Raw genomic sequence first — 13,402 nt, forward strand, 5'->3', positions numbered from 1 at the left:
CAGAGTCATGTAAAGGAGAAGAGAATGACCACACTGGAAATTTGCTGCTATGGCGTGGATTGCGCCGTGACTGCACAGGAGGCGGGCGCCGATCGGGTGGAGCTTTGCACCGCACCGCGTGAAGGTGGCCTGACCCCCTCGGCGGGCATGTTGAATGCTGCCCGGCGTGAGGTTTCGATTCCGGTTCATCCCATTGTCCGGCCACGGGGTGGGGATTTTTGTTACAGCTCACGCGAATTCGAAGCGATGAAATCGGACGTGGCGTTAATCCGCGAACTCGGTTTTCCTGGCCTTGTGATTGGGATGCTGGATGAAGAGGCCCACATTCATCATGGTCAGATGCGGCAGATTATGGCGCTGTGTGACGGCATGGCCGTGACCTTTCATCGCGCCTTCGATCTCTGCCACAGCCCTAAGCGCGCACTGGAAGAATTAACGGATTTGGGCGTGGCGCGGATTCTGACATCCGGTCAGCAGCAGAGCGCTGAAAACGGAATTGCATTACTCAGGGAACTTAATGAGACCAGTACTGGTCCTATTATTATGGCGGGTGCCGGCGTTCGTCTCAGCAACCTGCAAAAGTTTCTCGACATGGGGATTGATGAAGTCCACAGCTCGGCCAGTCGCCTGATGGCATCGCCGATGCGCTACCGCAAAGCGGGCGTCTCCATGTGTTCAGAAGCCGAAACCGACGAGTTCAGCCGCTACTGTGTCGATGGCGATGTGGTTGAGGCAATGAAAAGCGTGATGCAGATGAGCACCGTCCGGGTCGCCTGAACCACAACAGATTTTGCCGCGCAGCACGCCGATCATTGACGTGGTGTTTGCAAGTACCAAACCCCAGTACCGCTTGCTGGGGTTCTTTTTGTGTAAAGCACGCTCCATTTGCCGTGACATCGTTTCGCCCGATTCAATTAAAATTTCCTGCCTTACTTAATAATTAATGTCATCCAGGACTTTAAGGCATTGCGGTAGCCTTACGCTCGCTTTATCCGTTACGCTGGCGCTTTGTCGCATCTCCGATTTTAAAAAGGCGATGCAGGATAAAATCAATCGCCGCCGTTCATCCCCACAGCGTTTACACTGAAAGCAACATCGCCTGGAACTGACCCTATGAAACGCAATCACATTCTTGTTTTAAGCCTGATGCTGACTGCCTGTGCCGGAAGCGCTGCGGCCAGCGCCTGTAGCCCGAACAATGCGGCCGTTGCTAACAGTAATAACCTGATTCTGCTGGGCGGTAACGCGAAAGGCGCGGTAAAGCAGGTAATTGCGGGTGAATTTGGCAAAGATGTGAATTCGCAAAAACGGGTGCTGGGGCAGTTTGACGCCTGTGGCGATCTGACGGTCGCTGACGTCAGCTATGACAAAAGCGAACGCAACGTCATCCTCAGCATGGAGCAACACATCGCCCGGGTGCAGGGCGGCTGGGTGGCGGAGTATGCTTATCTGGTCAAAGTGCTGAAAGAGGGCAAAGAGGTCGTTGTTGATAACCGACAGGGCACGATTAACTGGCAGAAAGGCCAGCATGGCACTATCACCAGCGCCTCCGACAGATTTACCAGCATGGGTAAAAGCGGCTTTACCGACACCACCTATCGTTACGATCGCCAGCTCCGGCTGGAGAAGAGCATAGCGCGTGGCAGCGATCCGCTGACCAACGGTGAATTTCACTATCACTGGAACCCGAAGGGGCTGGTGACACGGACCAGCTCTGCCCGGGGTACGGATGAATACACCTACGATCCCCAGTGGCGTGAAGTCCGACTGAATGGCACGGCGAATACACCGCTGAGCACCATCCGCTCGGTCGATGAGTGTCAGTCCTGGGATGAGATCGGCAACTGTACTCTTAGCTACCTGCATGAGACCGAAATCTTCACGCGGGGCACCATCGAACGTCACCTCAGTTCCGCCTACAAATATGAGTACTGGGACCAGCCTGCGGCAGCGGATGAATAATCTCTGTGAGTGTCTGCAGCCTGCAGAGTCATTCCGTGGGGAGGTGCGGCGAGACGGGCGTTGTCTCGCCGCTGAGCCTTAAGGTTTGGTGGCGACCAGCACGGCGCGCAGCGGAGCCGGGTAGCCCTCAACCGTTTTGCCAGGGTCTTCGGGATCGAGGAATTCGGCCAGTGACTCGCTGGTCATCCAGTCGGTACGGCGTTGCTCTTCCGTCGTGGTCAGGGCGAAATCGACAATCCGCACATCGACAAAGCCGCTTTTCTCCAGCCAGCTTTTCAGCGCCTCGGCGGAGGGGATAAAGAAGACGTTGCGCATCTGCGCATAACGCTCACCCGGCACCAGCACCTGATTCACATCGCCCTCAATCACCAGCGTCTCCAGCACCAGTTCACCGCCGCTCACCAGCTGATTTTTCAGCTGTAGCAGGTGATCCAGCGGGGAACGACGGTGATAGAGCACACCCATCGAAAACACGGTATCGAACGCCTGCAGCACGGGCAACTGCTCAATACCCAGCGGCAGCATGTGCGCCCGGCGATCGTCATTCAGCAGCTTACGCACCGCTTCGAACTGCACCAGGAACAGCTGCATCGGATCGATGCCGACGACCAGATGCGCACCCGCGCCGATCATCCGCCACATGTGGTAGCCGCTGCCACAGCCGACATCCAGCACCGTGCGGCCCGCGAGTGAGGAGATGTGCGGCAGCACGCGCTCCCACTTCCAGTCAGAGCGCCACTCAGTGTTGATGTGAGTGCCATAGAGGAAATAGGGCCCTTTGCGCCACGGCATCAGGTTGCGCAGGAGTTTCTCAATGCCCTGACGATGGCGATCGCTGATGTCATCGCGGTCGGCGGTGACGCTGTGCAGCAGGTCGAGCTTTTGCGGCTCCAGCAGCGGGAGGTACTCCAGCGACTTGTACCAGTCACGGAAGTGCCCATGCAGGTTTTCACGCTGCCACTCGCTGATTTGCGCCGGTAACACTTCCAGCCACTTCGCCAGCGGACCTACCGCAATTTGCTGATAAAAACGGCCAAAGTCGATCATTTCAACGCCACCAGAGATCCAAAATTAAAGCACTGGAACCAGAGTTCGGCGTGCGAGAAACCGGCCTGTTTCAGGCGGGCTTTATGAGCGTCAACGCTGTCAGTCAGCATGACATTTTCCAGCATGCTGCGTTTCTGGCTGATTTCCAGCTCGCTGTAGCCGTTGGCGCGCTTGAAGTCGTGATGCATATTGAACAGCAGTTCACCAATCTCAGCATCTTCAAAACTGAATTTCTCCGACAGCACCAGTGCACCGCCCGGTCTGAGTCCCTGCCAGATTTTTTCCAGCAGCGCCAGACGCGCCGGCGGTTCCAGAAACTGCAGCGTAAAGTTGAGTACCACCAGCGAGGCGTTCTCAATTTCAATGTCGCGGATATCCGCTTCCAGCACCGTGACCGGCGTGTCCGCGCGGAAGGTATCCAGATGACGACGGCAGCGCTCCACCATCGCCGGGGAGTTATCCACCGCGATGATCTGGCAGCCGGGCACATGAATATTGCGGCGCACCGAAAGCGTGGCGGCACCCAGCGAGCAGCCCAGGTCATACACCCTGCTGTCCGGGGTAACAAAACGTTCTGCCAGCATGCCAATCATCGAAATGATGTTGGAGTAGCCCGGCACCGAGCGCTGAATCATGTCAGGAAAGACTTCAGCTACGCGCTCGTCAAAAGTCCAGTCGCCCAGTTTTGCAATGGGCGCTGAGAAGAGTTGATCGCGGTCAGACATATCGAAAATCCGAAGAGACGACGGAAAGGGCGCTATTCTCGCAGAAAGTGGGGCGGCCTGCACCCCTTAACCCAGGACGGGTTAATGGAGCGTCAGCACCAGTTCCCACGGCAGATAGATGAGGTTGAAGATCACCATGCCGCACAGTGAAAACAGCGTCAGGAGCATGCCATATTTGCGGCCTGCCATGGCGCTGCTGCGTAAACCCCATGCATGCAGCAACCGGCTGATGAAGAACAGCAGGCCGGTGAGATGTACCATCCAGATGTCCGCGCCGTTCATCTCCATCATCACCAGCAGCAACAGCGCCATCGGAATGGTTTCGATGGCATTGCCGTGAATGCGAATTGCCATTTTCAGGTCGTGATAGCCGCCATCGCCATAGGCCACACGGTAGAAACGGCGATAACGCACCACGTCCATCGTAAACTTCATCACCAGTAATGCACCCAGTACCACGTATAACGCGCTAATCATTGTGACTCCGGTATCCATCCGTAAAGTGGCTATTCTAGCCAGCGTAATGGGCGCTGTCCTGTGCAGTCATCAAAACAGTGACGTCTGTTGCGGCCAGTCCGGTCCGCTGCCAATGCCGGGATCGATCTGCTGCAGTTGCGGCCACAGCGCCTGCACCAGCGGAAACACCTGGCCCATATCGGGCGTGTGCAGAAACAGCATGGCGTCGCCCTGTTGCTGCCACTCCGTCAGCTTGTCACGCCAGATCTGAAACAGCGGCACGCTCTCTTCCACGCTGTCGCTGCCGATAAAACGCACCATCGGCTGCGAGCCGGTTCGCAGGGCATGCGGCGGCACTTTGGGCTTCTGCGACCGCGCGACCAGTGCCGCCGGACTTTGCGAAGTGGAGGCGTGAACCGGACGGCTGTCGAGCATCACGCGATTGATGCCGCGCGCCAGCAATCCGCGATTCAGCGCCCGCTCGGCATCACCTTTGGCGAAGAAAGCCGGATGGCGGACTTCGACGCCGTAGTGAAAACGGCGCGGCAGGCTATCGAGAAAATGCCATAGGTCGTTGAGCTGTGCCGGAGAGAAGCTGGCGGGCAACTGCAGCCAGTACTGGCCAATGCGATCGGCCAGCGGCTCCATCAGGCGCAGAAAATCGGTCAGCAGGTCATCGCTGTGCTGCAGCGCCGCCTGATGGCTGATGGTATTAGGAAATTTAAAGCAGAAGCGAAACGCATCGTGCGTCATATCGCGCCAGCGCATCACCGTTTCCGCATTCGGCAGCGCATAAAGCGTGGTATTTCCCTCTACACAGTGGAAGTAGCGGGCATAGTCCGCCAGGCTCTCGATACCCCAGCGTTTCCAGTGTGAATGCTGCCACTGGGGCAGGCCAATACGAAGTGTCACGCGCGCTCCTGGCGGCAGGTTAAGATACCCCATTATCGGCTATGGTCAGGCAGGGGGGCAAATGCAGACAGGAAATCGGCGCTTTGGCGCGGATCTGCTTATCCTGCCTGGCTTTTTCCATTATAATGACCGCCATTTTTGCGACAGCATCGCAACAGGTAACGCGGCCGGATGCTGTCAGCTGCAGCGGCGAAGTTAAAAGGATAGTGTTATGCGTACAGAATATTGTGGACAGCTCAATCTGTCTCATGTGGGTCAGCAAGTCACGCTTTGCGGCTGGGTAAACCGCCGCCGCGATCTGGGCAGTTTGATTTTTATCGATATGCGCGACCGTGAAGGCATCGTGCAGGTCTTCTTTGATCCCGATCGCCAGGACGTCTTTAAGCTGGCTTCTGAACTGCGTAACGAATTCTGCGTCCAGATCACCGGCACCGTGCGTGCGCGTGATGAAAAGAACAAAAACAGCGACATGGCGACCGGTGAAGTCGAAGTGTTTGCCCATGAGCTGAATATCATCAATCGCTCTGAGCCACTGCCGCTGGACTCCAATCAGATCAACAGCGAAGAAGCGCGTCTGAAATACCGCTATCTGGATCTGCGTCGCCCTGAGATGGTGACGCGTCTGAAAACCCGCGCAAAAATCACCAGCTTTGTCCGCCGCTTTATGGATGACGAAGGGTTCCTGGATATCGAAACCCCGATGTTGACTAAGGCGACGCCAGAAGGCGCACGTGACTATCTGGTGCCAAGCCGGGTTCACAAAGGCAAATTCTATGCGCTGCCGCAGTCACCTCAGCTGTTTAAACAGCTGCTGATGATGTCCGGTTTTGACCGCTACTATCAGATCGTTAAATGCTTCCGCGATGAAGATTTACGTGCCGATCGTCAGCCAGAATTTACCCAGATCGACGTAGAAACCTCCTTTATGACCGCGCCACAGGTACGTGAAATCATGGAGCGTTTGATCCGCAATCTGTGGCAGGACGTGAAGGGCGTTGATCTCGGCGAGTTCCCGCAGATGACCTTTGCGGAAGCGATGCATCGTTACGGTTCCGATAAGCCGGATCTGCGTAACCCGATGGAGCTGGTGGACGTTGGCGACCTGCTGAAAAACGTGGAGTTCCAGGTCTTCTCTGGCCCGGCTAACGACGAAAAAGGCCGTGTTGCCGCGCTGCGCGTGCCGACCGGTGCGCAGCTGAGCCGTAAGCAGATTGATGAATATGGCAAGTTCGTAGAAATTTACGGCGCGAAAGGCCTGGCGTGGATGAAGGTTAACGTCCGTGCCGACGGTCTGGAAGGCGTGCAGAGCCCGGTTGCCAAGTTCCTGAATGCAGAGATCGTTGAAGGCATTCTGAGCCGCACCGGCGCTCAGGATGGCGACATCATCTTCTTTGGTGCCGATCGCGCCAAAGTCGTCGCTGATGCCCTAGGTGCGCTGCGCCTGAAAGTGGGTCGCGAGCTGAACATCACCGATGAAAAAGCCTGGGCCCCGCTGTGGGTGATCGACTTCCCGATGTTCGAAGAGGACGAGGAAGGCGGTCTGGCCGCGATGCACCATCCGTTCACTGCACCAAAAGAGATGAGCGCAGAAGAGCTGGCTGCGGATCCGACCCGTGCCGTGGCGAACGCCTACGACATGGTGATCAACGGTTATGAAGTGGGCGGCGGTTCAGTGCGTATCCACAACGGCAAAATGCAGCAGACCGTGTTCAGCATTCTGGGTATTGAAGAGCACGAGCAGCGCGAGAAGTTTGGCTTCCTGCTGGATGCGCTGAAGTTCGGTACACCGCCGCATGCGGGCCTGGCCTTTGGTCTGGATCGCCTGACCATGCTGCTGACCGGCACCGACAACATTCGTGACGTCATCGCGTTCCCGAAAACCACGGCGGCGGCCTGCATGATGACCGAAGCACCAAGTGAAGCGAACCCGGCTTCCTTGCTGGAGCTTGGCATCCAGGTGGTTAAAAAAGAAAAGCCTGAGAATAAATAATGGGCTATAAACACCCGGTTTCAGTGCTGGTAGTCATTTCGGCGCGCGATACTGGCCGGGTGTTGATGCTGCAGCGGCGTGACGATCCTACGTTCTGGCAGTCGGTCACCGGCAGCCTGGAAGCGGGGGAGTCACCGCTGGCGACCGCGTGTCGTGAAGTGAATGAGGAGATCGGCATCGACGTGCTGACCGAGCAGCTGGAGGTGGAGGATTGTCAGCGTCAAATCGACTTTGAAATCTTTCCCCATTTCCGCCATCGCTACGCACCTGATGTCACTCATAATCACGAGCACTGGTTCCGTCTGCAACTGCCGGAAGAGCGTGATGTGACGCTGACCGAGCATCTGGCGTTTCGCTGGCTGGCACCCGCTGACGCTGCAGCATTAACCCGATCATGGAGTAACCGCCAGGCAATTGAAGAATTTATCTGAATGCTCGCCATCGCCCGGTATTCCGGCGGCGAATAGATTAAATTTTATGAATCTGGTGAGTTTTAACAGGACTACACCAACATATTGAACAGTCAGGCGTCATCCACGCCGCGAAGTTGTTCACCGCCAGCGCGAAGTCGCACACGTACGTGACGTGAAGATAATGCGCGACGCTCGTCCCTCAGGGCATGCAGGTTGTCACTCACCTGGTTGAGCACGGACGGTAAACAGGCTCGCAGCCGGATAGCCTGCACCCTGTAAAAGATCGGAGAAAATTTAAAATGGCAGGACACAGTAAGTGGGCTAACACCAAACACCGTAAGGCGGCGCAGGATGCTAAGCGCGGCAAAATCTTCACCAAAATCATTCGTGAACTGGTGACCGCAGCCAAGCTGGGCGGCGGCGATCCGGGCTCAAACCCGCGTCTGCGTGCAGCGATGGATAAAGCGCTGGCGAACAACATGACTCGTGACACCATGGATCGTGCTATCGCACGCGGTGTGGGCGGCGATGACAACGCCAACATGGAAACCATCATCTATGAAGGTTACGGTCCGGGCGGCTCAGCCATCATGATTGAATGCCTTAGCGACAACCGTAACCGTACCGTGGGCGAAGTGCGTCATGCCTTCACCAAAACCGGCGGCAACCTGGGCACCGACGGCTCCGTCGCCTACCTGTTTAACAAGAAAGGCGTGATCTCCTATGCGCCTGGTCAGGATGAAGACGCGGTCATGGAAGCGGCTCTGGAAGCGGGCGGCGAAGACGTTGTTACTTATGACGACGGCGCCATTGATGTCTTCACCGCATGGGAAGAGATGGGCACGGTGCGTGATGCACTGGAAGCGCTCGGCCTCAAAGCGGACACCGCAGAAGTAGCGATGATCCCGACGACCAAAGCCGAAATGGATGCGGAAACCGCACCAAAACTGCTGCGTCTGATCGACATGCTGGAAGATTGCGACGATGTGCAGGAGGTTTATCACAACGGTGAGATCTCCGACGAGGTGGCGGAAACACTGTAATGGCGTCTGTCGCCCTGTTAACCGGAGAGGCGTAATGTCGATTATTCTGGGTATCGATCCCGGCTCACGCATCACCGGTTATGGTGTTATTCGTCAGACCGGCCGCCAGCTCACCTATCTGGGCAGCGGCTGTATCCGCACCAATACCACTGAGTTGCCCGCCCGCCTGAAGCTGATTTATGCGGGCGTCTGCGAAATCATCACGCAGTTTTCACCCGATTACTTCGCCATTGAACAGGTGTTTATGGCGAAGAATGCAGACTCTGCGCTGAAGCTCGGCCAGGCGCGCGGTGCCGCGATTGTGGCTGCGGTTAACCACGATCTGCCGGTATTTGAATATGCCGCCCGTCAGGTGAAACAGACCGTGGTTGGCATCGGCAACGCCGAGAAAAGTCAGGTGCAGCACATGGTGCGAACCCTGCTTAAGCTGCCAGCGAACCCGCAGGCGGACGCCGCCGATGCGCTGGCGATCGCTATCACCCACTGTCACGTGGCGCAGAATGCGTCACGCATGAGTGAAAGCAAGCTGGTGCTGACGCGCGGACGGTTGCGATCGGGTTAGCGGTCATGGCTCAGGTCTCACTCTCAGGCTGGATATTCATCCAGCCTTTTTTATGATATAAAATCCGCCACATTCGTTAGTTAAGGAAGCATTCAGGTGATAGGTCGTTTACGGGGCAATATTCTGGAAAAGCAGCCGCCACTGGTGCTGCTTGAGGCACACGGCGTCGGCTATGAAATTTACATGCCCATGACCTGTTTTTATGAGTTGCCTGAACTTCAGCACGAAGCGGTGATTTTTACCCACTTTGTAGTGCGTGAAGATGCGCAGCTGCTGTTTGGTTTTAACAGCAAGCAGGAGCGCGCGCTGTTTCGCGAACTGATTAAAGTCAATGGCGTCGGACCCAAGCTGGCGCTGGCGATCCTCTCCGGCATGTCGGCACAGCAGTTTGTGACTGCGGTCGAGAAAGAAGAGATCGCGTCACTGGTGAAACTGCCCGGCGTCGGTAAGAAGACGGCTGAGCGTCTGGTGGTCGAGATGAAGGATCGCTTCAAAGGGATGCACGGCGATCTGTTTGGCGGCGATTCAGCGTTTACGCTGACCACGCCGAGCGCCGAGCCGGAAACCAACGATGCAGAAGCCGAAGCGGTTGCAGCGCTGGTATCACTGGGTTATAAACCGCAGGAAGCGAGCCGTATGATCAGTAAAGTCGGTCGACCGGATGCGGATTGCGAAACCCTGATCCGCGAAGCGCTCCGCGCCGCCATTTGAGGTAAGTCATGATTGAAGCCGACCGCCTGATCTCCGCTGCCAGTATCAGCGAAGAAGAGGTTATTGACCGCGCGATACGCCCGAAGATGCTGACCGAGTATGTCGGTCAGCCGCAGGTGCGTGAGCAGATGGAGATATTCATCAAGGCAGCGCAACTGCGCGGTGATGCGCTCGATCATCTGCTGATCTTCGGTCCGCCCGGACTGGGTAAAACCACCCTGGCGAACATCGTGGCCAACGAGATGGGTGTTAATCTGCGCACGACCTCCGGTCCGGTGCTGGAGAAGGCGGGCGATCTGGCGGCCATGCTGACCAACCTTGAACCGCATGACGTTCTGTTTATCGATGAAATCCATCGCCTCTCACCGGTGGTGGAAGAGATACTCTACCCGGCGATGGAAGATTATCAGCTGGACATCATGATTGGCGAAGGCCCGGCTGCGCGTTCGATTAAGCTCGATCTGCCGCCGTTTACGCTGATCGGTGCCACTACCCGTGCAGGCTCGCTGACTTCGCCACTGCGCGATCGTTTCGGCATTGTGCAGCGTCTGGAGTTTTATCAGGTTAAAGATCTGCAGCACATCGTGAGCCGCAGCGCCGCCTGCCTGGGCCTGGCGCTGAGTGACGAAGGGGCATTAGAGATCGCCCGCCGCGCACGTGGCACACCGCGTATCGCTAACCGTCTGCTGCGTCGCGTGCGTGACTTCGCAGAAGTGCGGGCAAACGGTGACCTGAGCGGTGAAGTCTCGTGCAGCGCGCTGGATATGCTCAATGTAGACAGCGAAGGGTTCGATTACATGGACCGTAAACTGCTGCTGGCGATCATCGATAAGTTTATGGGTGGGCCGGTGGGGCTGGATAACCTGGCTGCTGCGATTGGTGAAGAGCGGGAAACCATCGAAGATGTGATTGAACCCTTCCTGATTCAGCAGGGCTTCATTCAGCGCACACCGCGTGGCCGGATGGCCACGCAGCATGCTTACCGTCACTTCGGCATGACGCGCGAAGAGTAGTTACATGGCCGGTTTGCGCACCATGCTGAAGATAAACAGGATGGCGGCGCAGAGCACCACTGAGGGTCCGGCAGGCGTGTCGTAGAACGCGGAGAAGGTCAGACCGCCAGTCACGGCGATTACGCCGATGACCACTGCGACGGCCGCCATGCCTTCCGGTGAGCGCACGAACCGGCGTGCGGTCGCCGCAGGGATAATCAGCAGTGAGGTGATGATCAGCGCACCCACAAACTTCATCGCCACCCCAATCGTCAGCGCCGTGACCAGCATCAGAATCAACCGGGTACGCTGGATGTTGACGCCATCGACCTGTGCCAGTTCCGGGCTGATGGTCATTGACAGCAGCGATCGCCACTGCCACGCCATCACCAGCAGCACAATCACCACGCCGCCACCCATCATCCAGAGATCGTCCGGCGTCACCGCCAGCAGGTCGCCAAACAGATACGCCATCAGATCGACGCGCACATTCTTCATCAGGCTGACGACCACCAGGCCCAGCGACAGCGCGCTGTGCGCCATAATCCCCAGCAGGGTGTCGATAGCCAGATGCGGACGACGCTCCAGCCACACCAGCCCCAGCGCCAGGCAGACCGTCACCAGAATGACCGCGTAGTAAGGATTGACGTTCAGCAGCAGGCCAAAGGCCACGCCGAGCAGGGACGCATGCGCCAGGGTATCGCCAAAATAGGACATCTTGCGCCAGACCACAAACGAACCCAGCGGACCGGCAGCCAGCGCTAACATCACGCCGCCTATCCAGCCCGGTAATAACAACTCAATCATGATGAACCCTGTCCTTTGCGTAAAACGATACGTCCCTGAAGGTCGTGACGATGATTATGATGATGACGGTAGATCGCCAGCTCTTCAGCGCCGCGCGGGCCGAACATAGCGATAAATTCCGGATGCTGCGAGACCGCTTCCGGGGTGCCGGAACAGCAGATGTGGTGGTTAAGACACAGCACTTCGTCAGTTTTGGCCATGACCAGATGCAGATCGTGGGAGACCATCAGCACACCGCAGTTCAGTTCCATGCGTAACTGGTTGATAAGGTCATACAGCGCAACCTGACCGTTCACATCCACACCCTGTGTCGGCTCATCGAGCACCAGCAACTGGGGATGATTCAGCAGGGCGCGTGCCAGCAGCACTCGCTGGGTTTCGCCACCGGAAAGCCTTTGCAGCGGGGAATGGAGCAGGTGACCGGCCTGAACACGTTTCAGGGCTGGCAGAATCTCGGCGTTTTTGCTGCCACGCGTCAGACGCATAAAACGTTCCACCGTCACCGGCAGGGTCGGGTCGATGTGCAGCTTCTGTGGCACATAGCCAATACGCAGACCGGGATCACGCTGAACCGAACCGGTCGTGGGGGCAAGCAGACCGAGCACCACACGCACCAGGGTTGATTTTCCGGCACCGTTGGGGCCCAGCAGGGTGAGGATGCGGCCAGGCTGCAATGCCAGGCTGACGCCTGATAACACATTGCGCTGGTTAAATTTTATCGAAACGTTATCGAGTGTGACAAGTGAGGTCATAGTATTTACAGGTTGCACAGAATTTCGAATGTTATAATATCACATTCCACCTCACGGTCACGATGGAATGACGCAATATGTTACATAATAAAAAGGGCGCAATTTTTGCCTTAACCGCTTTATCTGTTTCAGCTTTGTTTACCCTTCCTGCCCAGGCGAATGTCGTGGCTTCACTCAAACCGGTAGGTTTTATTGCTGCGGCCATTGCAGATGGCGTTACACCGGTTGAGGTGCTGCTGCCGGACGGTGCGTCTGAACACGATTACTCCCTGCGGCCCTCTGATGCAAAACGCTTAAAAAACGCGGACTTAGTCGTCTGGGTCGGGCCAGAAATGGAAGCCTTTATGGCGAAATCTGCCGCTGAACTACCGGCCCGGAAAAACCTCGCGATGGTGAACATCGACGGGATAAAACCGTTATTGATTAGCGGTGCTGAAGAGGAAGATGAACACACAGCGGAAAAATCCGAAGATCGGGATGCTGAGGCTCATCACCATCATCACGGCGAGTTTAATATGCACCTGTGGTTGTCGCCAGAGATTGCGCGTAAAACCGCGGTTGCAATCCATGGAAAATTATTGGAACTTATGCCACAAGATAAGGCCAAACTTGACGCCAACCTCCAGCAGTTTGAGGTAGCTTTGGCGGACACGGACAAACGCGTTAGCGCACAACTTGCTCCGGTAAGAAATAAAGGGTATTTCGTTTTTCACGACGCTTACACGTACTTTGAAAAGCACTACGGTCTTTCGCCCACCGGGCACTTTACCGTCAATCCTGAAATTCAACCGGGCGCTCAGCGTTTACACCAGATACGAACACAGTTGGTTGAGCAAAAGGCGGTCTGCGTCTTTGCTGAGCCACAATTCAGACCAGCAGTCATCGATGCTGTTTCCCGCGGAACGCAGGTGCGTAAAGGCACGCTCGATCCCCTGGGCACAGACATCAGCTTAGCCAAAGACAGCTATGTGAAATTCCTCTCACAACTGTCGAGCCAGTATGAAAGCTGCCTGAATGGAGCATGAGGAAT

General features: G+C 56.5%; 15 protein-coding genes. 9 read left to right on the forward strand and 6 right to left on the reverse strand.

All coding sequences use genetic code 11. The annotated features are described in order from the left end of the window. The first annotated feature begins 24 nt into the window (after positions 1-24). Both cutC and PU624_RS11800 read left to right on the forward strand, forming a co-directional pair. Positions 25-777, forward strand: coding sequence for a copper homeostasis protein CutC (gene cutC / locus PU624_RS11795; protein WP_283547764.1), 753 nt, complete (start codon positions 25-27; stop codon positions 775-777). A gap of 336 nt (positions 778-1,113) precedes the next feature. After that, the gene (locus PU624_RS11800; RefSeq protein WP_283547765.1) at positions 1,114-1,962 is read left to right on the forward strand and encodes a hypothetical protein; all 849 of its coding nucleotides are present in this window, start codon (positions 1,114-1,116) and stop codon (positions 1,960-1,962) included. Between the two features lie 78 nt (positions 1,963-2,040). Here PU624_RS11800 and cmoB read toward each other — a convergent pair whose 3' ends face one another. From cmoB to PU624_RS11820, 4 genes are all read right to left on the reverse strand, one after another. Continuing rightward, a complete protein-coding gene (cmoB, locus tag PU624_RS11805) occupies positions 2,041-3,009 on the reverse strand; it encodes a tRNA 5-methoxyuridine(34)/uridine 5-oxyacetic acid(34) synthase CmoB (RefSeq protein ID WP_283547766.1) in 969 nt (322 codons plus the stop codon). Next, on the reverse strand, positions 3,006-3,734 hold the full coding sequence (gene cmoA, locus PU624_RS11810) for a carboxy-S-adenosyl-L-methionine synthase CmoA (RefSeq protein WP_283547767.1): 729 nt from the start codon (positions 3,732-3,734) through the stop codon (positions 3,006-3,008). Before cmoA ends, cmoB begins: the two co-directional genes overlap by 4 nt. An 81-nt stretch (positions 3,735-3,815) precedes the next feature. Further along, on the reverse strand, positions 3,816-4,211 hold the full coding sequence (locus tag PU624_RS11815) for an MAPEG family protein (protein WP_283547768.1): 396 nt from the start codon (positions 4,209-4,211) through the stop codon (positions 3,816-3,818). A 69-nt stretch (positions 4,212-4,280) separates the two neighbouring features. After that, positions 4,281-5,102, reverse strand: a complete 822-nt coding sequence (locus PU624_RS11820) for a DUF72 domain-containing protein (RefSeq protein WP_283547769.1) — start codon at positions 5,100-5,102, stop codon at positions 4,281-4,283. 211 nt (positions 5,103-5,313) lie between these two features. Here PU624_RS11820 and aspS point away from each other — a divergent pair, with 211 nt between their 5' ends. The 6 genes from aspS (at position 5,314) to ruvB (ending at position 10,834) form a co-directional block, all read left to right on the forward strand. Then, positions 5,314-7,092 carry an aspartate--tRNA ligase gene (gene aspS, locus PU624_RS11825; RefSeq protein ID WP_283547770.1) on the forward strand — a complete coding sequence of 593 codons (1,779 nt, stop codon included), beginning with the start codon at positions 5,314-5,316 and terminating at the stop codon, positions 7,090-7,092. Next, positions 7,092-7,523, forward strand: coding sequence for a dihydroneopterin triphosphate diphosphatase (gene nudB, locus PU624_RS11830; protein ID WP_283547771.1), 432 nt, complete (start codon positions 7,092-7,094; stop codon positions 7,521-7,523). Before aspS ends, nudB begins: the two co-directional genes overlap by 1 nt. 281 nt (positions 7,524-7,804) lie before the next feature. Then, a complete protein-coding gene (locus PU624_RS11835) occupies positions 7,805-8,548 on the forward strand; it encodes a YebC/PmpR family DNA-binding transcriptional regulator (RefSeq protein ID WP_090960203.1) in 744 nt (247 codons plus the stop codon). 34 nt (positions 8,549-8,582) lie between these two features. Further along, positions 8,583-9,110 carry a crossover junction endodeoxyribonuclease RuvC gene (gene ruvC, locus PU624_RS11840; protein WP_283547772.1) on the forward strand — a complete coding sequence of 176 codons (528 nt, stop codon included), beginning with the start codon at positions 8,583-8,585 and terminating at the stop codon, positions 9,108-9,110. Positions 9,111-9,206: 96 nt separating this feature from the next. Further along, the gene (gene ruvA / locus PU624_RS11845) at positions 9,207-9,821 is read left to right on the forward strand and encodes a Holliday junction branch migration protein RuvA (RefSeq protein WP_010670803.1); all 615 of its coding nucleotides are present in this window, start codon (positions 9,207-9,209) and stop codon (positions 9,819-9,821) included. Positions 9,822-9,829: 8 nt separating this feature from the next. Next, on the forward strand, positions 9,830-10,834 hold the full coding sequence (gene ruvB, locus PU624_RS11850; protein ID WP_283547773.1) for a Holliday junction branch migration DNA helicase RuvB: 1,005 nt from the start codon (positions 9,830-9,832) through the stop codon (positions 10,832-10,834). On the opposite strand, the gene znuB is transcribed toward ruvB, so the two are convergent. Further along, positions 10,835-11,620 carry a zinc ABC transporter permease subunit ZnuB gene (gene znuB / locus PU624_RS11855; protein WP_033732923.1) on the reverse strand — a complete coding sequence of 262 codons (786 nt, stop codon included), beginning with the start codon at positions 11,618-11,620 and terminating at the stop codon, positions 10,835-10,837. Continuing rightward, on the reverse strand, positions 11,617-12,372 hold the full coding sequence (znuC, locus tag PU624_RS11860) for a zinc ABC transporter ATP-binding protein ZnuC (RefSeq protein WP_283547774.1): 756 nt from the start codon (positions 12,370-12,372) through the stop codon (positions 11,617-11,619). The genes znuB and znuC overlap by 4 nt, the downstream gene beginning before the upstream one ends. A 77-nt stretch (positions 12,373-12,449) precedes the next feature. Between znuC and znuA the strand changes: the two genes are divergently transcribed. Next, a complete protein-coding gene (gene znuA / locus PU624_RS11865) occupies positions 12,450-13,397 on the forward strand; it encodes a zinc ABC transporter substrate-binding protein ZnuA (protein ID WP_283547775.1) in 948 nt (315 codons plus the stop codon). Positions 13,398-13,402 lie beyond the last annotated feature (5 nt).

The sequence above is a fragment of the Pantoea sp. Lij88 genome (assembly GCF_030062155.1).
Classification (GTDB): Bacteria; Pseudomonadota; Gammaproteobacteria; order Enterobacterales; family Enterobacteriaceae; genus Pantoea.